This is a genomic window from Oceanobacillus sp. FSL W7-1281, assembly GCF_037969835.1.
Classification (GTDB): Bacteria; Bacillota; Bacilli; order Bacillales; family Amphibacillaceae; genus Oceanobacillus; species Oceanobacillus oncorhynchi.
Genome location: NZ_CP150214.1, coordinates 3,263,661 through 3,289,174, shown reverse-complemented (window position 1 = coordinate 3,289,174; position 25,514 = coordinate 3,263,661). Strand labels below are relative to the sequence as shown.

Sequence of the window (25,514 nt, the reverse complement as noted above, 5' to 3'; positions counted from 1 at the left end):
ATTATCTGTATAGAATGAGATATAGGCTCTCTATCTGTACAGAAAATGGTGTTTCTTTTTTACGTGTTAAGAAAGGATAATGGGGACTTGAGATGATTCGTCCCCGCCGGCCAGCATTTGCAAAAATGCAAAAGGAAGTATATTTTTATATGAATAAATGGGCGGCCAAACGCTTTCGTTTAAAAAAATATGTTTAAAATGCTTGAATTTACTTTTAAAAGCTTTGAAATAATAAATTTTGCTTTAAAATAAGTTATTTATTTGTTATAATCCATTGAATGGGATTGCGGTTATATAATATCTTGACACAGAACCGCTGATAACAAATAAAATGACATGAAAATGAATGGATGAAAAAACGTTGGAGGTTCGTTTTATGACAACTTACCATTTTATAGGTATTAAAGGAACAGGAATGAGTGCATTAGCACAAATTCTTCATGACTCAGGTGAGAAAGTACAGGGTTCAGATATTGACAGCCGTATTTTCACACAGGTGGCATTAGAAGAAAAACATATTCCTATTCTGTCTTTTTCAAAAGATAATATTCAATCAGATTATACGATTATAGCAGGAAATGCTTTTCCTGAAGACCATGTTGAAATAAAACAAGCGAGAGAGCTTGGTTGTAAATTTTATTGGTATCATGAGTTTTTAGGCGAATGGCTGAAACAGTATACAAGTATCGCCGTTACAGGTGCACACGGGAAAACGACAACGACAGGATTATTATCGCATGTTTTGGAAAGTGCTTATCCAATCTCTTATTTAATTGGAGACGGGACAGGGCGTGGGCATGTTGACAGTAAATATTTTGCTTTTGAAGCTTGTGAATATCGCAGACACTTTTTAAGCTATGAACCGGACTATGCGATTATGACAAATATTGATTTTGATCACCCGGATTATTTTACAAGCTTAGATGACGTAGTGGATGCTTTTCAATCTATGTCTGATCGCGTGAAAAAAGGTATTGTTGCCTGCGGTGATGATGAAGAACTTCAAGGCATTCATACGAAAGTGCCGATTATTTATTATGGTTTTAATGAGACAAATGATTTCCAAGCGAAAAATGTGGTAGAGACAGAGCAGGGAACAGAATTCGATGTATATGTTCGAAGCACCTATTATGAGCATTTCTTCATTCCTACGTTTGGAAATCATACGATTTTAAATTCACTCGCAGTGATAGCAATTTGTCACTACGAAGGGATTCCAGTTGAATTTATGAAGGAATTAAGCTCTTTTAAAGGGGTTAAACGACGCTTTACAGAAAAGACAATTGGCTCTCAAGTAATTGTAGATGATTATGCACATCATCCTAAGGAGATTGCAGTAACGATTGAATCAGCGCGTAAAAAGTATCCAAATAAAGAAGTGGTTGCTATTTTTCAGCCGCATACCTTTACACGTACAAAAACATTTTTACAAGAATTTGCAGATAGCTTAAACCAAGCAGATAAAGTGTATTTATGTGATATTTTTGGATCGGCTCGGGAGCAGTCAGGTCAATTAACTATTGAAGATCTGCAAAATTTGATTCCTGAAAGTGATATTTTAGATTTAGAGCACACCAATGTGTTACAAGAATATAAAGACAGCGTGTTGATTTTCATGGGTGCGGGAGATATTCAAAAATTCCAGAAATCCTATGAAGAGACACTTGCCTAAATGGAAAAGCAGTGAAGCGGTTCACTGCTTTTTTCTATTTGCTGTGAATACGCAGGCAAGCTATTTTATCCTGAGAGGCTTAAGAGCTGTCTATGGATTGCATACAGAATTTCAGGGGCACTTACCGGCTCTCATTGCTAAACTGCGATACAGGAGCAGATATAAGCCATTCTCGCAGTCCTGTTGATGAAAGCAGTGCATCTTAAATACAGTAAAGACAGCTGTTCGAAAATACCTGCTGAATGAAATTTCATTCGATGTAAGGGCGGTTCGCAGCGGTCTCCCATACTGGATATAGATTGATGTTGTATTTTAACGGAAAAATAAGATACAATAAGAATATGGATTAAATCTTTTAAGGGAAAATGTAGTTTATTCTTTACCAATGCAGGGTAAAAATAAATTATGGTGCCTGCTCTCCCGGTATGGAAAGAGCTTAAAGTGATACGGATAAGTATGCCGTTTACTTCGCCGCAGATGTTTAAAGAGCCAAATAATCATGTTTTCCTGCGGAAAGGATAAAGCAATGTTTTATCCAATACATGTTTACCGGGTTATTTGGACAACCTCTTTATGGAGTACATACTATCCCTTAAAACGTATTTAATCAATATGGATGAATCAAGAAATAAAGGAGTGATATAAGTTTATGGGAGTTATCCTCTATAGTGCACTGGCAATTGCCATAATAGCCTTGCTCATATTAATGATTTATGCGGTTATTTTAGTGTTCAACACAAAGAAAACAATGGATGAAGTTCGGGAAACATTAGGAAAAATCAATCACCAGGTAAACGGAGTTACAGAAGATGCAAGAGAGGTTGTTCAGGATTCTAAAGGGCTGGTAGCTGATTTAACTCAAAAATCAAATCAGCTTGATGGTTTAATCCAGGGAGCAAAGGGAATAGGTGATACAGTAGAGGACTTTAATAAGTCATTACAGCAATTATCTAATATTATTTCAAAGCACTCAAAAGAGGATCAGGAAAAAGCTGCTCAAGCAGTAAAATGGGGTGCTTCCATCTTTGAGTATTGGAATAATCGGAAACACAAGTCTAATTAAATCTTAGGAGGTTATACGGATGGCAGACAATCAGATTAACACGAAGGATTTTATTATCGGAACACTTGTAGGAAGTTTTGTAGGAGCTGCGACAGCATTGTTGCTTGCACCAAAATCAGGTAAAGAACTGCGCAGTGATTTAAACGATGGTGCGGTTCAAGTGAAAAATCGTGCAACAGAATTAGCAGGAACAGCTCAGGAAAAAGGTGTGGAATGGAAAGATAAAGCTTATTCTACAACTTCCGATTTAACGAAAAAAGCAGTGGATGTAACTTCTGATTTATCTAAGACAGTTGCAGATAAATCTCAGGAGCTTACAGAAAGCGTAAAACAAAAAACGGCTGATTTGAAGGATGTCGTAGAAGATAAGCTGAATGATGCTCAGGATAAAGCAGAAGATGTAAAAGATTCTGCTGGTGAGAAGCTGGATGATGCAAAAGATAAGGCTTCGGATTTAAAAGATGAGGTATCAGATAAAATAGAAAATGTAAAAAAAGAAGCTGCTGATAAAAAAGCAGAAGCGGAGGAAACTGCTTCTAAAAAAACAGCAGAAGTAAAAAAAGAAACAAAACAAGCAGCTAATGAAGTGAAAAAAGAAGCAAACAAAAAATCATAATACTTAAAAACATTGATGAGTAAAATGCTCATCAATGTTTTTTTAATAACTCAATTTTCGCACATTAAAAAGTAACTTCATTTTTATAGAAACAGGGGTAAATCGTTCCTTCGATAACAGCCTTGACAAAGAATAGAAAGTGAAGTGTAAAGCACCGCTGCGGCGGATCGTTTTGCTTTCCTAGGGGCACGCTCTTCAGCTAACTTTTGCCAAGAAGAGCACTTGGCAAAAGTGGATCTTCAGATGGTGCTGATCCCTCAGGAGTCAAAACGGTCCGCCTCCGCTAGTAGGATATTCTATACGTGAAAAACAACTTACCAAATAGATGTTTGATCCGATAGAGCATTTTTTTCATGCTGCATGGTAAAATGTTCTGTCAAGATTGGGTTGTTCAGGCGAAAGCTGCTATTTCGACCAGCTCATTAAAAGGTTATTTCTTTCATTCGCTGTAGAATCCTATCAGAGCGCAGGCCAACCACGGAGACTCCTATGGGAACAGGGCGAGCTGAAGATCCACTTGAAAAGCGGTTTTCTTTTCAAGTTAGCTGAAGCCGTCCCCATGGAAAGCGGAGTGGTTGGCCGGAGCGGAGCTATGCACCATCATCAATTCCAAAAAGGCCGGATATTTCACCAAAATCCAAGCATGGTAATGGAGAACATGTTCGTCTTGGAATAGCAAGATATATTTGCTTATTCTTAGGTGCGAAAGTTGAGTTAATAACTAATCCTGCTTGCATGATTGTATAAATCCATTATATAGAATTCATCAAGGGAAATGCGGGGCATGTTGACCTTATTTCAAGATAAATCATTAAATTAATGGTTCCATTTTTCCGTATTTTCTCTAAGAATTAAAATTTTACATTAATTAGATGGTGACAAATAGAAGAATCTTAGCTATAATGGTCTCTAATTATTCTAAATGATTAAATAGATTAAGAGACTTGAGGAGTGTGTATTGATGAGTAATGAAATGGAACAGCTAAGAGAACAAATGGACAAGGTCAATTTGGAAATACTAGAATTGATTAACAAGAGAGCAGGCATTAATCAAGAGATTGGGGAATTAAAAACCAAGCAGAGTATTAAGCGATTTGATCCAGTGCGTGAGCGTGAAATGCTGGATAAAATTAAAAGTAATAATGATGGTCCATTTCAGGATTCAACACTTGAACATATTTTTAAAGAAATTTTCAAAGCAAGTCTGGAGCTCCAAGAAGAAGATAACAGCAAGGCACTTTTAGTATCGAGAAAGAAACAGCCTGAAAATACAGTCGTTGAGCTTAAAGGGGAAACAGTCGGCGATGGCGGAATCAGCTATGTATTTGGTCCATGTGCGGTAGAAGGATATGAGCAGGTTGCTGCTGTAGCTGCATCTGTAAAAGAAAAAGGATTGAAATTACTTCGCGGCGGGGCTTTTAAGCCGAGAACTTCTCCATATGATTTCCAAGGGCTTGGAATCGAAGGATTAGAAATCCTGAAAAAAGTAGCGGATGAGTATGATTTAGCTGTTATCAGTGAAATTGTAAATCCTGCAGATTTAGAACAGGCAGTTGATTATATTGATGTCGTTCAAATCGGTGCAAGAAACATGCAGAACTTTGAACTGTTAAAGGCTGCTGGAGATGCTGGAAAGCCTGTCCTGTTAAAACGCGGACTATCTGCAACCATTCAGGAATTCATTAATGCAGCAGAATACATCATGTCCAGAGGAAACAAAAATATTATGCTGTGTGAACGTGGAATTCGTACATACGAAAAAGCAACACGTAATACACTGGATATTTCTGCAGTACCTATTTTAAAACAAGAAACTCATTTACCTGTTTTTGTAGACGTAACACATTCTACAGGCAGAAGAGATTTACTGTTGCCTACAGCTAAAGCAGCTATCGCAGTCGGAGCAGACGGCGTTATGGCAGAGGTTCATCCGGATCCGGCAGTTGCTCTTTCTGACTCTGCTCAGCAAATGGATATCCCGACATTCGATCAGTTCTTTAAAGAAATCAAAGATGTTGAAAATCGTTTAGGAAAATAATAAAGACTGTCTCAAAAATTAGTGGTATAATTTTTGGGGCAGTTTTTTTGATAGAAAAAAATGCTATACAGGATCTGCGCTAAAATAAAACGTTGAAAATGTTTTCAAAGTTTCAAGTTTGGATATAATAAGATAAAGGTATATTATATTTATAGTGTGTTTATGAAAATTTTCATTTTGTTTTCATGAAAGTTTTGTAATTTTTTTCATGGTAGCGTATGATATATAAATAGATGCAGCATTAGTTCTTGTATAAAGTGAAACATTATTCAGCAGGGCTGTATTTCCCGGTTTTCACTATGATTGAAGCGGGAGTCTTACAAAAGCTCTTCGATGGGACGAGTAATCCCAGCAATATTGACAGGTTAATTAATTTTATTAATTTTGATACAGTTAGTAATAAAACTGTCTAGCGAAGGAAAAACACGTAGACTCCTTTGGGAAAGCGTAGTGTTTTTCTCCAGCGGTCGCACTAACCTGACAACATTGGCAGTCCCAGTTTCAGCCAGATGCACTGCGATAAAATGAATTTTAGGAGGTAGATAAACATGACTGTTACAATTTATGATGTAGCAAGAGAAGCAAATGTTTCCATGGCGACCGTATCTCGTGTTGTTAATGGAAATCCAAATGTAAAACCAACCACACGAAAGAAAGTATTAGCAACGATTGAACAATTAGGATATCGTCCTAACGCAGTCGCACGCGGACTGGCAAGTAAGAAAACAACAACCATCGGTGCGATTATTCCGGATATATCGAATATCTTCTTTTCAGAGCTTGCCCGGGGAATTGAGGATATCGCAACAATGTACAAGTATAATATTATTTTAAGCAGCTCGGATCAAAACAAGGACAAGGAACTGGAATTGATCAATACGATGCTGGAAAAACAAGTAGATGGTATTCTGTTTATGGGCGGAAATATCACAGAGGATCATGTTCACCAGTTCCAGACAAGCTCTGTTCCGGTAGTACTGGCTTCTACGTATGACCCGACAGATACGATTCCTTCTGTTAACATTGACTATGAGCTGGCTGCATATGAGGCGACAAAGTCATTAATTGAGAAGACAAACAAACAGCCTGCTTTAGTAGGCAGTGAATCAGATACAAGTGTGAATATATTAAAAACTAATGGCTATTTGCGTGCATTGAAAGAGGCTGACATAGAGCCTAATGAAGATTATATATATAAGAGCTCTTATGCGTATGCAACGGGTATCGAAGCGATGGAGCACTTTTTAAAATTAGACGAACGTCCAGCTTCTGTATTTGTGATGTATGATGAAATTGCTTTAGGTGTAATCCATGGGGCACAAGATAATGGATTACAAGTCCCTGAGGATATCGAGGTATTTGGTTTTGATAATATCCGTCTGGCAAGCATGGTACGTCCTAAACTGACAACCGTTGTTCAGCCAACTTATGATATAGGTGCAGTAGGAATGCGTCTTTTGACAAAATATATGAACGATGAGGAAGTAGACGAGAAAAACGTGGTATTGCCGCATCGTATGGAGTTCAGAGATTCAACAAAATAAAGCACAACAAAAAAAGACAAAGCAGTTTTGAATCATAAACTGCTTTGTCTTTTTCTATGGCTGATAAGAGACAGTGATGGTTTGAAAAAGAAGAAATCTAACCTCCATCACAATCAAATAATCGCAGTATACTTAAGCATATCTTCTAACAGTAATTTGTTTTTTTCTGTGATTTCAGCCCTTCTAGGAATTACTGTATAAGAATCGGCTGCGTCCTGCCAGTTTGCCGGAAGTGCTACCGGAGCCTCCTTTTGCCATTTTTTTAACCATTTTTCAGGCAGGGGACCTGCACAGTAGCTACCTGTTTTCATTACATTCCATACCTGTCCCCATGCGCGCGGCACAACACGCCACATGTCATAACCTCCGCCGCTGACAGCCAGCCATCGCCCATCACAATACGTATCCGCAATTTCCGCGGCAAGCAAGGGGATTCTCTCATATATCTTCATTGTTCCGCACAAATGTGTTAAAGGATCGAGAAAGTGGCTGTCCGCTCCATTTTGTGTCACGATAATATCTGGTTTAAAGAATGCGGCAATTTTCCGTAAAGCTGTTTCATATAATTCTAAGAAAGAATCATCCTCTGTAAAGGCATCAATAGGTAAATTAAAACTATAGCCATGCCCGCCTTTGATTCCTCTTTCATTTACATTTCCCGTACCTGGGAAAAGGTAACGGCCTGTTTCATGTATAGAAAAGGTGCATACATTCGGATCATCATAGAAACCAGCCTGCACGCCGTCCCCGTGATGTGCGTCTGTATCTACATAAAGTACCTTCAAATCTTCCTGTGCCCGCAAGTATTTAATAGCAATCGCACAATCATTATAAATGCAGAATCCGGAGGCTTTACGAGGAAACCCATGGTGAAGCCCGCCGCCAATATTGGTTATTTTTTTATAATCCCCGTTTAATATTTTATCAATAGCAGTGAGACTGCCTCCGACTAATGCAGAAGAAGCTTGATGCATATTTGGAAAAGTAGGTGTATCTTCTGTTCCTATGCCATACTCCTGTGCCCGGTCTGCTTTTAAATCTCCGCTGCCGGCTCTTTTTACCGCTTCAATATAGGTCGTATCATGAAAAAGAGCAATCTCTTCATCTGTTGCAACCCGAGGTACAATGAAATCCTCCGCTGTTAAGGTTGCCTGCGCTTCCAGCAGTTCCTTCGTCAGCAGGGTCCTTTTGTGATTAAAAGGATGCTCTTCTGAGAATTGATAATTTAAAAAATTAGAAGTATAAATAAAGCCTGCCTGCTTCGTCATTTCTTTGGCTCCATAATATTATTTGGCCAGAGCAGGGTATAGCCGGCATCTCGAAGGTCATTGATAATAGGCATCGGATTTAACGTTTTAACACGAAAGACAAGGACTTTATAGTCAGGGTCTTTGTAAGGATAGAGCAGCACAGAAACAATATTTACGTTGTGATTGCCAAACACACTGGCAACCCTTGGCAGTTCTCCCGGCTGGTCCGGTACTTTTACTTCAATAAGGGAGCTTTGCTCATGTGTTCCGGTCAATTGAATCAATTTATAGAGCATATCTTTTTCCGTCACGACACCAACCAGTTTATTTTGGCTCACAACCGGTAAACAGGCAATCTCTTTGTCATAAAAAATATAAGCAATCTCTTCGACAAAATCCATGGGATGAATTGTAATCACCGGACTCGTCATAATGGTCTGAATTTCTTTGCTAAGAATGTGAAAATCACTTGTATCCAAAAAAGTGGACGGACTTGCATCTCTTACATCGCGGTCAGAAACAATTCCAAGCACCTGCATCGATTCATCCACGATTGTGATATGTCTGATTTTATGCTTTTCCAACAGCTGCAGTGCTTCATTAATCGTTGCATTTGGTGGAAGCGTTATCATGTTTCTGTTCATTAACTCTTCAACTAGCATAGCAGAATCCCCCTTTGGTTATATCTCTGTTAATAATGATTCGGACCTAAAAAACGCAATTTATCAAATCGCTCAATGGATTTTTGCGGCACATTACTTCCTATTCGGACCATCAAGCAGTTAGCCGGATGAGAGTTTATCTCCGGTTCATCTGTAGGAGCTGGAAGAAGCCCTCCGGCTGCCATCATCTTTTCCATCACTTTCCGATAATCCCAGATACTTAATTGACTGTAATCCAGGTCCCAATGCCAATAATATTCTGTAGAAATGACAATATAATTTTCCATGTAAGGGTCCTTCATGGATTGCCGGAGAAGTGTAGACCCGACGCCGCCTCCCCGATATTTCCGGATAATCTCAATGGCGCCTAATTCAATTAAATCCTCCATATTGAACTTGGACCATCTTTCCAATGGATCAGGATGCAGGTAAGTCACATAGCCGATAATGGTATCTGTTGTACGTGCAATGATAATTCTGGACTCTTCCAGCTCTGCGATGTCTAAAAGCGCTTCAAATTGTTTGTCAGCAGGCCGAAATGCGGTTAATTCATTATGAAAATGATATTGTTCTAACTGGGAGCGTGAAACAGGGCCTTCAATTGTCAGCAGACCTGCCTCTGTTTCTAAAAGGATTGAATCAAATTCCTTTATGTGTTTCATCCATCCACCACCTTTATGAGATACAAAATGCTCTTACTATCCATTATACAGAAAATCACTATGTTTTTTTAGTATTTTTTGATAATTGTTAGAAAGCTTATTGCAGATAGCAAAAAAACTTCACTCTAACAGGGGACCCCTTATAAAGTGAAGTTTTATTAAAATTTATATCATTTGTTAATCGTCATCGTCTGAACTGGATGAGGACATACTGGCTGGTATGCCAATTCTCAGCCATTTATCTGTTTCTGTTCGTGGATAGAGCATGGAAAAATCGTCCATTTCATCATAACCATTTTCTCTCAGCCAGTCAGGGTTGAACATAATCCCGTTGCTTCTGCTGAAGGAACTGCCGTCGTCATCTGATTCTAAAACGCGTCTGCTGCCTCTGGTTAAGCTATTATCCTCTTCAGTCGGCACATGACGGGAATCAAATAAGTCTGTTTTTACCAGACCTACATCTTCACATAAATCGGATGGGAGCATTCCTGAAACAGCACAATAGCTTCTTTCTACAATGCCGTCCGGACGTTCAAACGTTGATTCCGGTGTTACCAGGACAGGGTCTACCTGCGCGGCGGCATTAATGATCTCTGCCCACAACTTCATATTCCGCTGACTGTACGTCAGATGGTACTCATGGTTAATGGATGCCGGTGTTTCATAGCCAATCCACGTCCCAAAGGTAATATTTGGATTTGATGCAACAAACCAGGCATCATGATAATCCTGAGATGTTCCCGTCTTTCCAGCCCAGTCGACATTTGTGTTTTGAAGCTGGGAATTCACGAAATGACCTGTCCCGTTATCAATCACATCCCGCATCATATCGACTGTCAGATAAGCTGTTTGAGGTGAAAATACTTCTACTGGATCTGTTTCATGCTCATAAATCACATCGCCTTCAGCGTCCGTGATTTTATCAATCATATAAGCATCTGCAAACTTTCCGTTATTACCAAAGGTGGCAAAAGCATTGACGTTTTCTTCTACAGATATCCCGTGATCCATGCCTCCTATAGATAGAGATGGAATAACGTGATCACTTTCTGTTAAAGAAGTGATTCCCATCTTTTCCAAATATTCTGCAGCAGGATCATTATCTATTATTTCCATATACACGGCTGCAGCCGGAATATTATATGAATTGGCAAGTGCGGTACGGGCAGAAACCAGCCCATAATTACCGCCCCCATAGTTTCCTGGAGAAAACGATCCGCCAGCAAATGATCGCGGATAGTCTGCAATAGGTGTTCCCGGCTGAATAACGCCTTCTTCCATTGCCGGCGCATAATCAAGCAAAGGCTTGATGGTACTGCCGATAGAGCGTCTTGTATCCGTAGCGAAGTTCACCTGATGATCTTCATCAAATCCGCGTCCGCCGATAAATGAGATAATTTTACCGCTGTTATTTTCGACCATAATTGCGCCTGTCTGAATTTCTTGTGTTACTTCATATTCTTCTCCATCACTGTTTGTAGCGGTAAACGTTCTGGAGTATCCATAATCTGAATAATTGTCTGCAGCTTCTTCCATGGCATCATAGATTTCTTTATTAATCGTTGTATGGATTTGATAGCCGCCGTCACGCAATTCTCTTTCTGTGCGCTCTGCATATTCAGCTCGCAGATCGTCATCCTCTGCCAAATCTTCCTCAGTAACCCCGTCTTCTTCCATTAATAAACCTTGAATGATATCTTTGGTCCGTTTCTCTACTTCATAAGTGACATATGGATATTCGTCTGTTGAAGAAGGAATCGCATCAATAAAGTCGCTGGCAATATCATAATTGGCGGCTTCTTCGAGTTCTTCATCCGATATAAAATCCATATCATGCATTCGGTTTAAAACAGTTCTCATCCGGCTGATGCCAGCTTGTAATTCTTCTTCAGACTTTCGTTCACCTTCCGCTGTAAAAGGTGTGTAGGAAGAAGGGCCTTGCGGAAGCCCGGCCAGATAAGCAGCCTGAGGAAGTGTTAATTCAGATGCCTCTACACCGAAAATACCTTTAGATGCTGTCTGTATACCTGCAATATTACGGCCGGATGAATTTCTGCCATAAGGAATAATATTTAAATAAGCTTCGATGATTTCATCTTTTGTAAAATAATTTTCCAGCCGCATTGCTAATAATATTTCTTTGGCTTTCCGGTCAAAGGACACTTCGTCTGTTAGAATTTGATTTTTGATCAGCTGCTGTGTCAGTGTGCTTCCTCCTGTTTGGACAGAGGAATTTAGAAATTCCTGTGCCGTCGCCCTTAAGATCGCTTTTGGCACCACACCGTTATGTTCGTGGAAATATTCATCCTCTGTTGCGATAACCGCGTCAAGCAATGTAGGTGAGATATCATCGAGCCCTACTTCTTCCCGATATAAATCACTTCGGATATCTCCCAAGTAGACATCATTAGCAAAATAAATACTCGACGTCTCCGAATAATTGTAAATATCATCTGCCATGGATGCTTCACTTCGTAATGGCTCATCATAAACCAGAGAGGCAAAGTATCCAAGCCCGATTCCGCCGGCAAAAATCCCGCCGATGCCGACAAGGACAATGACAAATAATACAATATTCCAAACAACGTCGTATGTAACTCGTGATGCCTGCTGGAGGATACCTTTTTTCCACCAGTCTTTAACAGTATTAAAAAAACGTTGCAGTTTTTCTTTCATAATAGACATTAGACCTCCTATTTCAACATTTATTATAACATAGAGAAAATACAGTTTGGTAGTGAGACGGAAAAAGGCTTGCATAGAAGGAGTATTTATGCTATGAATAGTACCATATGAATTTAAATTTTTATGAAAGAAACATGGAAGGATCGAAGTAGCAGTGTGAATCCCTGTCTTAGAGAACTGACGGATGGTGCGAGTCAGTATACATTCACTTGCGAATTACAATCTGGAGTTTTTCTTTTTATTATTCGCGTCATGGAGGCTGATAATAAGAAGAACGGTGACAAACATCGTTAACAAACCTTAAGCGGCTATTTTATAATAGCAACAAGGGTGGTACCGCGAATCCAACTCGTCCCTTTCTTACCAGAGAGGAGGCGGGTTTTTTTATTTTCCTAAAAAAGGATGCTCCAAAAGTGGGGAACAGCCGGCGTTGTCCGTAAAAAGAAAATACAAATAAGCAGGAGGAAATAATATGAATATCTTACAAGACTTAGAAAACAGAGGATTAGTAAATCAAGTAACAGATCGGGATGGATTAAAAAAACATCTTGAAAATAATCAGGTGACCTTATACTGCGGTTTTGACCCGACAGCGGACAGCTTGCATATTGGACATTTAGTTCCTTTAACGATGCTGCGCAGGTTTCAGCGGGCTGGACATAAGCCGATTGCTTTAGTCGGAGGGGGAACCGGGATGATTGGCGATCCAAGCGGCCGTTCAAGTGAACGCAGCTTGAATACAGAAGAGGTTGTTTTTGGTTTTACGGAAAGTATTCAAAAGCAAATTGCCAAAATTGTAGATATGGATGATACCTCCAGCGATAATCAAGTTGTCTCCCGCAACAACCATGATTGGTTGGGAAATATGACAATCATTGATTTCCTTCGCGGAGCAGGAAAGCATTTTGGAATCAATTACATGCTGTCCAAGGATTCAGTTGCTGCAAGGCTCGCGCAAGGGATTACTTTTACTGAATTCAGCTACATGATTCTGCAATCTCTAGACTTTTTACGATTATACGAAGAAGAAAATTGTACATTACAAATTGGCGGAAGTGATCAGTGGGGGAATATCACAGCAGGGTTAGAGCTTATCCGCCGTTCCAGAGAAAACCAAGGAGAAACTGCTGAAGCATTTGGCTTAACTGTTCCTTTAATCACAACAGCAGATGGAACAAAATTCGGAAAAACGGCCGGGAATGCCGTGTGGTTAGATGCTGAAAAAACGTCTCCATATGAATTTTACCAGTTTTGGATCAATGCCGATGACCGCGATGTGATTCGTTTTATCAAATACTTTACTTTCTTATCTGATGAGGAAATTGCAGAGCTGGAAAAAGAAGTAGAAGCACAGCCGGAAAAAAGGGCAGCACAACGCCGGCTGGCAGAAGAAATGACTCGCAGCATCCATGACCAGGCAGCTTTGGATCAGGCGCAGCGAATTTCTGCGGCATTATTCAGCGGAGATATCAAACAATTAAAAGTAGATGAGGTAGAACAAGCGTTTAAGGATGTTCCCAATCATGATACGGGGAAAGAACCTTCCAGCTTAATCGATTTATTAGTGGATGCTTCTATCTCTCCATCGAAGCGGCAGGCAAGAGAAGATGTGAAAAATGGAGCTATCTACATCAACGGAGAACGTGTTCAGGATTTGGATTACGTGGTAGATGAAGCGGACCGTTTAGGTGATGCTTTCACGGTTATCCGCAGAGGAAAGAAAAAATATTTCTTGATTCGTTTTCAATAATAAGAAGAAAAAATAGATTTGACGCTGTGATAACGTCAAATCTATTTTTTCCTCCAATACAGTACATGCAGCGAAGTATATATTTTATTTGTTGTAGAAGAATAAAGCCAACGTGCCGGGACCTGAATGCGCGCCAATCACGGAACCAACCATTTCAATAATAATATTTTCTTCTTTGACATGAAACGTATCCTGAATCATTTTGGAAAGCTCCTGTGCGCGAGGTAAATCATCCCCATGGCTGATTCCAATGGTTTGATTTTGGAAATTGCTGCCCCGCTTTTCCATAACCTCTATCATGCGCTTCAGCACTTTCTTCGTCCCGCGAATTTTTTCTAAAGGAATCAGCTTTCCTCCATCGACATGCAGAAGAGGTTTGATATTCAATAAGCCGCCGACAAAGGCTGCTGTCTTGCTGACACGGCCGCCGCGATATAAATACTCTAAATTGTCCACAGTGAATATATGCTCCATCTGTGCGGCATTTTTAGCGGTTTGCTGAATGATTTCATCAAAAGGGATATCCTTTTTAGCCATTTTAGCTGCTTCCAGCACGACAAGACCAAGGCCCAGTGAAGCACATTTGGAATCAATAATGTGCAGCTTTGCTTCAGGATATTTCTCTTTAATTTCTTGTTCAACCATTTTTGCAGCTTGGCAGGTCCCGGATAATTCCGATGAAAAAGCGATATAGAGTAGAGGCTTGCCAGCTTCCGCATACGAAGTGAAGATTTCTTTAAACTGGTTTGCCGATGCCTGCGATGTTTTTGGTGTCTGTCCTTCCCGCATCGCATTATAGATTGTCTTCGGTTTAATATCGACACTGTCCCGATAATCTTTTGATTCAAGATGAACAGTTAATGGTATCATTTCAATACTATATTCGTTATAATAATGTTCGGATAAATCACATGCGCTGTCTGCCAGAATGGTGATTGCCATTTTAATCACATCCGTTTCTATTTAAATAAGATTTAATTATAAGTTTACGTTTAATTGAATATTTAGTCAAAAATTTAATAAAGGAGGCTGTTTTGTGTTTTATATTGAAGCTAAGAGGATAAGTATAGTTATACTTGGAGCATTATTAAATGCTGCATCTTTAAACTTCTTTCTTATCGGTGCAAATGTCTATGCCAGTGGATTTACGGGAGCGGCTCAGCTATTATCCAGTATTTTTAATGATTTCTTAGGAATCGGCTTATCCACAGGTATTTTATTAGCACTTTTAAATATTCCAGTTTTGATTTTAGGATGGTTAAAGGTAGGAAAGGGATTTACTGTTTACAGTGTAATATCAGTATTTTTCTCCACATTATTCTTAGAAATTTTACCGCTTGTTTCTATCTCGAATGATATCATTTTAAATGCTGTATTTGGCGGTGTTATCGCAGGAGTCGGTGTTGGTATTACATTAAAAGCAGGTGCTTCTACAGGCGGTATGGATATTGTGGCAATGATATTATCCCGTCTGAAAGATAAACCGATTGGTAACTACTTTTTAATTATGAATTCCATGATTATTGTTATTGCAGGTGTTTTGTATGAACCAGAAAATGCTTTATACACCATGCTGACGCTTTATGTGACAACCCGTGTGATCGACACCATTCATACACGCTATGAAAAGGTTACCGCGTTTATTGTTACTAAGAAAACGGACGAGCTGCAGAAAGCCATCCATGATACGATGGTTCGCGGGATTACGATTTTGCCTGCAAAGGGAGCGTATACGAAAACAGATAAAAGCCTCATGTATCTCGTTGTAACAAGATATGAATTATATGATTTAGAAAGAATTATCAATGAAGTAGATCCAGAAGCATTTACAAATATTGTAGAAACTGCTGGCGTATATGGGTTCTTTAGAAAAGATTAAAAAGGTGTGTATATGTATGAAACGTTGGTATGCTGTTATTGCTGTGCTCGTACTATTGGCAGGCTGTGGGAATAGAGATGAGGAAGTCATTGAGCCGAGTGCTCCGGATGAAAATAATGAAACGACAGGTACGGTAATGTTCCAGGAAATTGACATTACAGCAGATGGAGAACAATTCCATATCGTTGGTCAGGTAAGAACAGATGGAAATGCTTTTTTCTATCGAGTTGAACAGGATGGAGAAACCATTCAAGAGGAAACAACGGTAGAGCTGGAAGAAGCAGACGCAGGTTCTTTTCAAAGCTTTCAAATCATGGAGACGTTCTCCGAAGATACGCTTAGTCATGAGGAGCCTCCATTCGTCGTAATGTATGGAAAAGATGAAGATGATAATGAGATTAACGCAAATTATGTACCGATAGATACAGAAGAATAAGCTGTTTTTTGCTAGTATTATTTAAAATCCCCGGATTCGCTAGACCACAAGCGGTTCCGGGGATTTTTTAAATAACAAGAAAGAGGATGGGGAGCTCCCAGCCTCTTTCTTAATAGCCGAATTTCACAAATATTTCTTCCACCTTGGGATTAATATTCTCCCAGTCAGCGTCAAAATGTTTGTTGACTGTAATAAAATTTTGATAGCCAAATACGTTATCAACATCTTCCAGTTTCATTAATTCATTTAAAATTTCATGCTCGCTAACATCACCGGGCATAACAGAAATACTGTTTGTCCCAGAAAAAATAACACTATCTGATGTGTATTTCATTGCATTTGGATTTGGTGTTGGGGAAATATGTACTGCCATATGAGTACCTCCTCATTTAATTGTTCGTAAGTTTATATTAACAGAAAATCGAAAAGAGATAAAGAAAAGGAAGGCTGCATATGTTTTAGCTGCAGACTTCCTTCTCAATAACCGTTACACAAGGCTGTTTTTCTTATGAAGATTTAAATATTCTTCTAAAAATATACTGATGCCATCTTCTTCATTTGTTAAGGTCTGGTGCTTCGATACAGAGACAAGCTCGTCAATCGCGTTTCCCATCGAAACACCGACGCCGGCATAGTCAATCATCTCTAAATCATTGTCCTCGTCGCCAAAAGCAATAATATTTTCACGGGCAATATGATATTCATTAGCAATAGCTTTTAGCCCGACTGCTTTATTCATGCCTTTTTTGATAATTTCAATGATATTCCATGGAGCTCCCCATTTACGATGCTCAATGACTTCCGCATGGTAATCATTTAAATGATCCCGCAGCTCCTCCACCTGCGAAGCATTAGGATGAATAAGAACGGAAGTCGGGTCATATTTTAATTTAGATTTAATATCGCCGATAATATATGGTGATTGCTCGGGGAAATCTTGAAAGATAGTCATAATATCTTCACTGTATTGATCTAAATAAACTTGGTCTTGAACTTCAGCTAATATATTTTTTACTTCGACTTCGTTGGAAACATCAATAATCCGATGTGCGGTAGTCAGGGGCATTGGCGTGTGAATACCTTTCCAGCTGGTATCCAGAGGATGGTGTACAAGCGCTCCATTGAAGTTTACCATCGGTGTTTTTAATTGGAGTTCCTGATAGTATTGAATACTGGCACGGCCGGGTCTTCCGGTGGCAATAACAACCACATGGCCATCTTCTATTGCTTGAAATATCGCCTGCTTATTTCGAATACTGATTTTTTTATCATCTGTCAATAACGTACCATCTAAATCCAATGCGATTAAGTGTCTGTTTTTATTTTCCATTCTGTCACCTCTCATTTGATTTTTATGTTACCATGATTTGAAAATATGTAAAGTAAAGAAAAATTAAACAAAAGCTGCATTGTTTGCGAAAGATATTACAAAAACTTTACAATAGAGATAGTACGTTGATAAGTGAAAGGAAGCGTGTCAGAAATGATAGGAATTTATCAGGAACCAATCGAGGGAATACCTTGCCTGCATGTTGTCGATCAAAAATATAGTGGGACAGAACGGCCGACGGTTATTTATTACCATGGTTTTACAAGTGCGAAGGAGCAAAATTTACCGATAGCCTACATGCTTGCTGAAAAAGGAATTCGGGTGCTTCTGCCAGAAGCGTTGCATCATGGAGAAAGAAATGCCGGATTATCAGATGAAAAGCGGCAGCTTGCTTTTTTTGAAATCGTGTTAAAAAATATTCGTGAGCTGGAAATAATCCGAAAATACTTATTAGAAAATAAGCTTCTAAAAGAAAATGCATTAGGTGTAGCGGGGACCAGCATGGGAGGCATTACAACAAGTGCTGCGCTTGTCAAATATTCCTGGGTGAACGCAGCGGCTGTTATGATGGGAACCCCTAAACTGCAGGCATATGCGCACCAATTACTGCAGTATGCTGAAAAGAATGAGAAGACTCCATTTACACAAGAAGATTTGGATGAGCTGTTTGAACAGCTGGCTGAATTAGATTTATCTGCCCACATGGAATCACTTCACGAACGTCCGTTAATGTTCTGGCATGGGGAAAATGATAAAGTAGTTCCTTATGAACAATCGCACTCCTTTTATCAAACAGCCAAGCAGGCTTATAAAAAGAAAGACCATTTGCAATTTATTGGCGAAAAAGGCAGAGAGCATAAAGTAAGTGTACCGGCAATGCACAGCGCAACGAATTGGTTTGAGCGGCATTTGTTGTAAAATGATTTAATTACATGTTAAAGTATGATTTAATAGAAACAAGGGAAAGGGGGATGACACGTATGGATGAAGCGATGAAAGAGAATCTAATGGGTGCATTAGAAAACGTTATTGATCCGGAACTAGGTATTGATATTGTCAATCTTGGTTTAATATATGATGTAGATTTGGATGATGATGGCTTGTGTGTAGTTACGATGACATTGACTGCAATGGGATGTCCTTTATCTGCGCATATTGAGGCAGATATCAAGCATGCTTTATCAGATATTCCAGAAGTAAAAGAAACAAAAACAAATATTGTTTGGGATCCGCCTTGGGGTAAAGATAAAATGTCCCGTTATGCGAAGATTGCCTTAGGTATTCCAGATTGATAAAAGAGAGCAGAATATAAACAAAGGCATCCGTCTAAAAAAGAACGGATGCCTTTGTTTATACTTATAGATTATTATAAAAAAATCAATACAAGAATACCGACGATGACACAGTAGTATGCGAAATATTCCAGTTTCCCGTGTCGCATCACGTTCATAAACCATTTAAGTGCAAAATAGCTGGCAATGAAGGACGTAATAAATGCCACCAGATAAGGCGCCCATAGATAACTCATTGCCGGGTCTCTGGCGATTTCAGGTATTTCAAGAATACCTGTACCAAGACTTACCGGAATATAGAGCAGGAAAGAAAATCGTAAAGCTGTTTCCTTCTTCATGCCGACAAGCATCGAAGCAACGATAGTCGCTCCGGATCTGCTGATTCCCGGCGTGACAGCAATTGATTGAACCAAGCCCACAATGATGGCATCTTTTGTTGATAAATCTCCATCCTGTTTGCGTCCTCTGAGATTACGGATAATCCAAAGAGCAAGAGCGGTGATTAATAAAGTAATCCCGACTACATTCGTTCCGCTCAATGTTTCGCCAAGTGCATCTCCGAATAACACGCCGATAATCCCGACAGGAATGGTTGCGATGACGAGATAAACAACAAACATAAAGTCGCTTTTGACCGTTTTATCTCCTTTGAATAAGAACTTCCATGTACTGACGATTAAACGTATAATATCTTTGCGGTAAATCAGCATTACAGCCAAGAGAGAAGCGAAGTTAACAAAGATTTCAAAAGAAAGCCCTCTTGCTTCAATATTAAACAACTCTCTGGCAATGATTAAGTGTCCGCTGGAGGATACCGGTATTGGTTCGGTGACACCTTGAACAATACCAAGAATAAAATACTGGATTAGTGTCCATAAATTACTTAAAGCGTCCATGTTTTTATACCTTCCTTTATTTTTTCTTCTATGATTGTACAGTTATTTCTTAAAATAAACAAAGCAGAACTACAATCAATTTTGTCCATTCCAATTTATTAGCCTGTCCTTATATGTAAATATGCTAAAAATGATAAGCATAGAACGTTTTCTTTAATTAAAAAGGCATTTTAGAAATATAGAAACCCCTTGCCGCATAGAATAAGACAAGGGGTTTTACCTACTTAGTGTCTTCTTTCAAAACCAGACCAGCTAAAGCAAAAACGAATATAGAAAAAATACCCGCTACAATCAGTGCATCACGAACAATAAATGGTGCTGCGCCCATGCTTGTCAATACATAAGAGACTGCTAAAGAGATAGCTACAGCCCAAAAAATAGTTGCTATAAAACGCATAAGTCCACCTCACTTTACTACCTTTTCTAAGCATATCATAAATACTATTTTAACATGAAAAGCTTTTTGTTGCTGTAAAGAATTTAAAAAAATCATGAAAATTAATGGTTCTTTACCTGAATATGACTATAAAGGAGTGTTTTCCTTGCGTGTATTCGTTACTCCCCACAATCATTGGATCGGCTACCATATAGTAACAGGGTTATTAGATGCGGGCTGTCAAGTCAATGGAAAGCGGGATAATCAAATCGATTCTGGACTGGAAGATTTTTTTGGCAGGAACAGTCATTTTCAAGAAACGGATCAAGTGACAAGCCCATATGATTTGGCTATTATCATCAATCATCATTCCGAGATAACGGATTTGCCGCAGTATGCTAAAAGGATATTGCAGATATATACCGATGCAAACGGACATAAGATATCAAATTATGCAGACACAACGGTGATTTCCGCTCCCTATCTTATTGGGGAAGGAATGGAAATGAAGGAAAATGGATTGATTGCAGACGGCAGACTGCTTTCTTTTGCAGATAAAGAATGGCAAAACAAAGCGATTTATATCAAAGATTTTTTAAATGTATTGATGCAATGGATAAAAATGACCCATTTGCCAAAATTAATAGAGATTATCTCTGTTAACGATAACTTAACAAACACAAAAGTTGAAAAAAAGCAGGTTCTGCTGGAAAATAGAGATATAGATGAAGTAATAAAAACAATACAAACATTTAATAAGCGACTTCGGTAATGAAATGGGTGTGCTAAGTTGAAATATATCTACTATCCAACAATCCTTCTATTTTTGATTTGTACATTGTCTGCTTGCTCTTATTTTGAGACGGGTCAAATACAAAATGTCGGGTTTATAACGGATTCAGAAATAGATAATAACCCTTGGACAGAGCAAGGATATCAGGCCATGGAGGAGATTGGTGAAAAATATGATGTAGATGTTTATTATAAAGAAAATATACAAACGATGCATGATATGCAGGAAGCTGTTGACCAATTTGTTCAAGATGGTGTGAATTTGATTTACGGGCACAGTAATATTTATGGAGAATACTTTATGTCATTGGCAGAAAGTTATCCAGATGTTCATTTTGTCTACGTGAATGGAGGAGAGTCCGGAGAAAATGTAACCTCTCTTAATTTTAATGGTCATGCAATGGGGTTCTTTGCTGGTATGGTTGCTGGGAATATGACAGAAAACCAGCAGATAGGGATTATTGCGGCAAATGCTTGGCAGCCGGAGATTGAAGGATTCTTTGAAGGGGTCAATTATGTAAACAATGAGGCAGAGATAAAATTCAATTATACAAATGATTGGAATAACGTGGAACTGGCGTTGAAAAATTATAATGCCATGCAGCAAGAAGGTGCAGATGTTGTGTATCCGATTGGAGATGCTTTCAGTGAAGCTGTTTTGAAAGAGGCAGAAGAGGATAATCTTTATGGAATCGGATATATGATGGATCAAATGGATGTTGCTCCGGATGCCGTATTAACAAGCACGATTCAACATATTGGAGAGTTATATCAAGCAGCAGCAGACGAATTTAACCAGCAGGAGCTGGAAGGAAAAATTTATACCTATGATTTTAAAGATGGTTTTATATCACTTGGTGAATTTCAATCCGCTGTCCCCGATGAGGTAAGACTTCAAGTAGAGGAAGACATCGAAGCGTACATTGAAACAGGTTTATTGCCAAATGAATATTGAGCGGCGAAGCAGTGATCAAAAAATATAATAAATCAAAAAAGATATTGGATAGCCTGGTTATGAAGAAGGGGTAAAATTGTAACTTGCTATCCAATTCATTTTATCTTAAAATTAGTACCAAGTCATAATGTTTGATATTAATGTTATTATAGAAGGGGAGCGCGGTTAAATGAGTATCGGTATTTTAGGGACCGGCCATTATTTGCCTACAAATGTAGTTACCAACCATGATTTGGAGAAAATCGTTGATACAAACGATGAATGGATTCGAACCAGAACCGGAATTCATGAAAGAAGGCTGGCTACAGACGATATTGATACTTCAGATATGGCGTATCATGCATCCATAGAAGCGCTGAAAGATGCAAATGTGAAAGCGGAAGATATTGATTTAATTCTGGTAGCGACAGTAACACCGGATACAGCTTTCCCATCCATTGCCTGCCTGATTCAAGATAGATTAGGTGCTGTAAATGCCGCAGCAATGGATGTTGGAGCAGCTTGTGCCGGATTTATGTATGGTGTGATTACAGCAAATCAATTCATCGCCACAGGTACGTATAAAAATGTACTTGTTGTCGGGAGTGAAAAACTGTCTAAAATTACAGACTGGACCGACCGTTCGACATGTGTCTTATTTGGTGACGGTGCTGGAGCAGCAGTAATTGGCGAAGTATCTGACGGGAAAGGTATCCTGTCCTTTGAACTCGGTGCAAATGGCGCAGGAGGGAAGGAACTCTATTTAAATAAAGAAGATCATATCATCATGAATGGTAGAGAGGTTTTTAAATTTGCGGTCAGACAAATGCCGGAGTCTACCATCAATGTTGTTGAAAAAATAGGATTGTCGCGTGAAGATGTGGACTATCTTGTTCCACATCAGGCAAATATCCGGATTATGGACGCAGCAAGAGAACGATTAGGTATTTCCGAGGATAAAATGGCGAAATCGATTGAGCGTTTTGGAAATAATTCTTCTGCTTCGATCCCTATGGCTTTGTCTGAAGCAGTAAAAGAAGGTAAAATAAAAGATAATGATTTAATCGTATTAGTAGGATTTGGAGGAGGTTTAACCTGGGGAGCGGTTGCAATGCGCTGGGGCAGGTAAGCTTTATCTAATTAAAGGAGGATTACTATCGTGGAAAAAAGAGTTGTAATAACAGGACTAGGGGCTGTAACTCCCGTTGGTAATGATGTTTCTACGATGTGGGAAAGCATTATTAATGGGAAATCAGGTATTGATTTTGTTACAAAGGTAGATAAAGAACAATTCACAGCGAAAGTAGCTGCCGAGATAAAAGATTTTGATCCGGCTGCTTATATGGAGAAAAAGGATGCCCGCAAGATGGATCCTTTTACACAATATGCTGTGGCAGCTGCGAAAATGGCTGTAGAGGATGCGAAATTAGAAATTACAGATGAAAATGCTGACCGTGTCGGTGTCTGGATTGGTTCTGGAATCGGAGGAATGAAGACATGGGAGGACCAGCATTCAAAGTTTTTAGAGAAAGGCGCGAAACGTGTCAGCCCGTTTTTTGTGCCAATGATGATTCCGGATATGGCTGCAGGACAAGTGTCTATTCAATTAGGAGCCAAAGGGATTAATGCTTGTACAGTAACAGCCTGCTCTTCTGGTGCAAACTCTATTGGAGATGCCTTCAAAGCAATCCAACGCGGCGATGCAGATGCAATGATTACCGGTGGTACAGAAGCGCCAATCAGCAATATGGCATTTGCAGGATTTACGTCAGCGAAAGCATTAAGTACAACCGATGACCCGAAGAAAGCAAGCCGTCCATTTGATAAAGAAAGAAATGGTTTTGTTATGGGCGAAGGTTCGGGTATCCTGATTTTAGAATCACTGGAATCCGCGAAAGAACGCGGTGCAAAAATTTATGCAGAAATTGTCGGTTATGGAGCAACAGGCGATGCATACCACATTACAGCACCTGCTGATAATGGCGAGGGCGCTGCCCGGGCAATGCAGCATGCAATTGCTGACGCAAAGCTGGATTCTAATGATATTGATTATGTGAATGCACACGGGACAAGTACGGATTTGAATGATAAGTATGAGACAGAGGCGATTAAAACCGTCTTTGGTGAAAAAGCGTCCAGCTTAGCTATTTCCTCAACGAAATCAATGACCGGTCACTTATTAGGAGCTGCAGGGGCGATCGAAGCAATTATATCCATTAAAGCCATCATTGATGGCATTGTTCCTCCGACTATTAATTATGAATACCCGGATCCGGAATGTGATTTAGATTATGTGCCAAATGAAGCGAGAAAGCAGGAAGTGAATGCAGTAGTAAGTAATTCATTAGGTTTTGGCGGACATAATGTAGCACTAGTGTTTAAAAAATATGAAGCATAGTTAAAAGAAGCTTATCCCTTTTTTAGGGGTAGGCTTTTTTTAGAGTTAATAAAAACCTTGTATTTTCCGTGGGACAAGCACATAGAATGATATAAACGGACAAGCAAGTGAGGCGATACGATGGGCTCTTTCTTTATATTTCTAGTCGGATTTGGAATGACAGTTACAGGAAGTGTTACTATCATAGCATATTTCAATTTTCTCCCCGCCGGGTTAACCTGGGCTGACTATTTTACATTTATAGCAGGACGGTTGGAATGTTATTTTCTTCCTTTAGGTTTATTGCTGATTCTTATTTCCCTCCGTCATTTTAGCGTAGAAAAATAAGTGATCTCGCATAAAAATATGAGAGATGGTCATAATGTATTTTAACCTTCAAGTTCAAAAGATATAGAACGTAATCAGGATATAACGCATCAAATTTTTCTTTTGAACTAAAAGATAATAAATGGCAGATAAGGTGGGGTTAGGAAATGTTATATTTACATGACGCTTGGGTAAATTGGTTTGAAGGGGAAGAGAACGGATATAATGTATGCCCCTTCCACGAATGGCGAAAATCTGATTCTGTTGAATTATTAGATCAAGTACCGCTGCTGTACATATCGAGCGAACTATTCGAATACATTGAAAACGATATTCGTGAGCTTCCAAAAGATTTACTCGATAGTATCTATAAAAGAGCAACGATACGAAAAGGACAAAAAAGAACGGTATTGGAATATGCAGCTGTAGTCACAGATGGCATGGAAATACTTGCTTTTGATACAGCGGGGTATTATATTCCAGTTAGAAAAAGCAGGCTGATTCCCAGACAGGAACAATTAGTGTACAGCATGATTGAAAAAGCAGAACCAAAAACTTACGGCTTTAAAAAGGAAAGCTATCAAAAGGAATACCATATGCTATCTATGCCGCCGTCCTTTGTTCATGGACTGACAAGGAAAGAACGTCAGCTTAAACAGCTGTTAATGATTGGATTAGATCAGTTAAAAACAACAAATAATAAACAAGAATTAAGATATTGGCTTACAGAATGGAATCCTAAAAAATATCCTTCTATTAAATATATGGATGAAGAGGAGGTTTGGGAGGCGCTTTATAACGGTTTAAAAGACGGCTGGAGTCAAGCGCATGAAGAACTTTGCAGGAAACTGATACGTGGACAGGCTTTCCTGGAACGAATGTGGGAAGCTGAAATGGAGCCCGAAGAAAATACATCGAAACAAAATTAAAAAA

The 25,514-nt window shown here is 39.1% G+C and carries 24 protein-coding genes and 1 other annotated feature; of the genes, 15 read left to right on the top strand and 9 right to left on the bottom strand.

Going from position 1 to position 25,514, the window contains the following annotated elements; translation table 11 throughout:
* Positions 1-376 precede the first annotated feature (376 nt).
* The 5 genes from murC to ccpA all read left to right on the top strand — a co-directional run bounded on the left by murC (position 377) and on the right by ccpA (position 6,933).
* On the top strand, positions 377-1,672 hold the full coding sequence (gene murC / locus MKX55_RS16270) for a UDP-N-acetylmuramate--L-alanine ligase (RefSeq protein WP_339178714.1): 1,296 nt from the start codon (positions 377-379) through the stop codon (positions 1,670-1,672).
* A gap of 649 nt (positions 1,673-2,321) precedes the next feature.
* A complete protein-coding gene (locus tag MKX55_RS16265) occupies positions 2,322-2,735 on the top strand; it encodes a DUF948 domain-containing protein (RefSeq protein WP_339178712.1) in 414 nt (137 codons plus the stop codon).
* 19 nt (positions 2,736-2,754) lie between these two features.
* A complete protein-coding gene (locus MKX55_RS16260) occupies positions 2,755-3,351 on the top strand; it encodes a YtxH domain-containing protein (protein WP_339233508.1) in 597 nt (198 codons plus the stop codon).
* 961 nt (positions 3,352-4,312) lie between these two features.
* Positions 4,313-5,389, top strand: a complete 1,077-nt coding sequence (locus MKX55_RS16255; RefSeq protein WP_339233507.1) for a bifunctional 3-deoxy-7-phosphoheptulonate synthase/chorismate mutase — start codon at positions 4,313-4,315, stop codon at positions 5,387-5,389.
* Positions 5,390-5,937: 548 nt separating this feature from the next.
* Positions 5,938-6,933: a catabolite control protein A gene (gene ccpA / locus MKX55_RS16250; RefSeq protein ID WP_339178704.1), complete on the top strand. Its 996-nt coding sequence runs from the start codon at positions 5,938-5,940 to the stop codon at positions 6,931-6,933.
* Positions 6,934-7,046: 113 nt separating this feature from the next.
* On the opposite strand, the gene MKX55_RS16245 is transcribed toward ccpA, so the two are convergent.
* The 4 genes from MKX55_RS16245 to MKX55_RS16230 all read right to left on the bottom strand — a co-directional run bounded on the left by MKX55_RS16245 (position 7,047) and on the right by MKX55_RS16230 (position 12,192).
* Positions 7,047-8,201, bottom strand: a complete 1,155-nt coding sequence (locus tag MKX55_RS16245; protein WP_339233505.1) for an acetoin utilization protein AcuC — start codon at positions 8,199-8,201, stop codon at positions 7,047-7,049.
* Positions 8,198-8,845, bottom strand: coding sequence for an acetoin utilization AcuB family protein (locus MKX55_RS16240; RefSeq protein ID WP_339233504.1), 648 nt, complete (start codon positions 8,843-8,845; stop codon positions 8,198-8,200). Before MKX55_RS16240 ends, MKX55_RS16245 begins: the two co-directional genes overlap by 4 nt.
* Before the next feature lie 29 nt (positions 8,846-8,874).
* Positions 8,875-9,507, bottom strand: coding sequence for a GNAT family N-acetyltransferase (locus tag MKX55_RS16235; protein ID WP_339233503.1), 633 nt, complete (start codon positions 9,505-9,507; stop codon positions 8,875-8,877).
* 177 nt (positions 9,508-9,684) lie between these two features.
* Positions 9,685-12,192, bottom strand: coding sequence for a transglycosylase domain-containing protein (locus MKX55_RS16230; protein WP_339233502.1), 2,508 nt, complete (start codon positions 12,190-12,192; stop codon positions 9,685-9,687).
* Between the two features lie 126 nt (positions 12,193-12,318).
* Positions 12,319-12,552 (top strand) — a binding site (T-box leader).
* Between the two features lie 112 nt (positions 12,553-12,664).
* Between MKX55_RS16230 and tyrS the strand changes: the two genes are divergently transcribed.
* A complete protein-coding gene (gene tyrS, locus MKX55_RS16225) occupies positions 12,665-13,942 on the top strand; it encodes a tyrosine--tRNA ligase (RefSeq protein WP_339233500.1) in 1,278 nt (425 codons plus the stop codon).
* An 84-nt stretch (positions 13,943-14,026) separates the two neighbouring features.
* On the opposite strand, the gene MKX55_RS16220 is transcribed toward tyrS, so the two are convergent.
* Positions 14,027-14,884, bottom strand: a complete 858-nt coding sequence (locus MKX55_RS16220) for a DegV family protein (protein WP_339178690.1) — start codon at positions 14,882-14,884, stop codon at positions 14,027-14,029.
* A 94-nt stretch (positions 14,885-14,978) separates the two neighbouring features.
* Here MKX55_RS16220 and MKX55_RS16215 point away from each other — a divergent pair, with 94 nt between their 5' ends.
* Both MKX55_RS16215 and MKX55_RS16210 read left to right on the top strand, forming a co-directional pair.
* Positions 14,979-15,821, top strand: a complete 843-nt coding sequence (locus MKX55_RS16215) for a YitT family protein (protein ID WP_332093798.1) — start codon at positions 14,979-14,981, stop codon at positions 15,819-15,821.
* Between the two features lie 16 nt (positions 15,822-15,837).
* Positions 15,838-16,257 (top strand): hypothetical protein, encoded by a 420-nt coding sequence (locus MKX55_RS16210; protein WP_339178686.1) that lies wholly within the window; start codon positions 15,838-15,840, stop codon positions 16,255-16,257.
* 109 nt (positions 16,258-16,366) lie between these two features.
* Here the strand turns inward: MKX55_RS16210 and MKX55_RS16205 are convergent, their stop codons facing one another.
* Together MKX55_RS16205 and MKX55_RS16200 are read right to left on the bottom strand one after the other, a co-directional pair.
* On the bottom strand, positions 16,367-16,630 hold the full coding sequence (locus MKX55_RS16205; RefSeq protein ID WP_042535487.1) for a NifU N-terminal domain-containing protein: 264 nt from the start codon (positions 16,628-16,630) through the stop codon (positions 16,367-16,369).
* Positions 16,631-16,744: 114 nt separating this feature from the next.
* Positions 16,745-17,587: a Cof-type HAD-IIB family hydrolase gene (locus MKX55_RS16200; protein ID WP_339233499.1), complete on the bottom strand. Its 843-nt coding sequence runs from the start codon at positions 17,585-17,587 to the stop codon at positions 16,745-16,747.
* Between the two features lie 153 nt (positions 17,588-17,740).
* Between MKX55_RS16200 and yjfP the strand changes: the two genes are divergently transcribed.
* The gene (gene yjfP / locus MKX55_RS16195; RefSeq protein ID WP_339233498.1) at positions 17,741-18,505 is read left to right on the top strand and encodes an esterase; all 765 of its coding nucleotides are present in this window, start codon (positions 17,741-17,743) and stop codon (positions 18,503-18,505) included.
* A gap of 62 nt (positions 18,506-18,567) precedes the next feature.
* Complete coding sequence (locus MKX55_RS16190; protein ID WP_040979684.1) at positions 18,568-18,879, top strand: metal-sulfur cluster assembly factor; 312 nt, start codon at positions 18,568-18,570, stop codon at positions 18,877-18,879.
* Positions 18,880-18,953: 74 nt separating this feature from the next.
* On the opposite strand, the gene MKX55_RS16185 is transcribed toward MKX55_RS16190, so the two are convergent.
* Together MKX55_RS16185 and MKX55_RS16180 are read right to left on the bottom strand one after the other, a co-directional pair.
* Positions 18,954-19,775 carry an undecaprenyl-diphosphate phosphatase gene (locus MKX55_RS16185; protein ID WP_339178677.1) on the bottom strand — a complete coding sequence of 274 codons (822 nt, stop codon included), beginning with the start codon at positions 19,773-19,775 and terminating at the stop codon, positions 18,954-18,956.
* Positions 19,776-19,995: 220 nt separating this feature from the next.
* The gene (locus tag MKX55_RS16180; protein WP_084613006.1) at positions 19,996-20,172 is read right to left on the bottom strand and encodes a DUF2929 family protein; all 177 of its coding nucleotides are present in this window, start codon (positions 20,170-20,172) and stop codon (positions 19,996-19,998) included.
* Positions 20,173-20,317: 145 nt separating this feature from the next.
* On the opposite strand from MKX55_RS16180, the gene MKX55_RS16175 reads away from it, so the two are divergent.
* The 5 genes from MKX55_RS16175 to MKX55_RS16155 all read left to right on the top strand — a co-directional run bounded on the left by MKX55_RS16175 (position 20,318) and on the right by MKX55_RS16155 (position 25,510).
* Positions 20,318-20,923: a hypothetical protein gene (locus tag MKX55_RS16175; RefSeq protein WP_339178672.1), complete on the top strand. Its 606-nt coding sequence runs from the start codon at positions 20,318-20,320 to the stop codon at positions 20,921-20,923.
* Between the two features lie 18 nt (positions 20,924-20,941).
* The gene (locus MKX55_RS16170) at positions 20,942-21,898 is read left to right on the top strand and encodes a BMP family ABC transporter substrate-binding protein (RefSeq protein ID WP_339233497.1); all 957 of its coding nucleotides are present in this window, start codon (positions 20,942-20,944) and stop codon (positions 21,896-21,898) included.
* A gap of 169 nt (positions 21,899-22,067) precedes the next feature.
* Entirely contained in the window at positions 22,068-23,006 is a 939-nt protein-coding gene (locus tag MKX55_RS16165; protein WP_339233496.1) for a beta-ketoacyl-ACP synthase III, read from the top strand.
* A 27-nt stretch (positions 23,007-23,033) separates the two neighbouring features.
* Entirely contained in the window at positions 23,034-24,275 is a 1,242-nt protein-coding gene (gene fabF, locus MKX55_RS16160; protein ID WP_339238549.1) for a beta-ketoacyl-ACP synthase II, read from the top strand.
* Between the two features lie 473 nt (positions 24,276-24,748).
* A complete protein-coding gene (locus tag MKX55_RS16155; RefSeq protein ID WP_339178667.1) occupies positions 24,749-25,510 on the top strand; it encodes a YjbA family protein in 762 nt (253 codons plus the stop codon).
* The last annotated feature ends 4 nt before the right edge of the window (positions 25,511-25,514 follow it).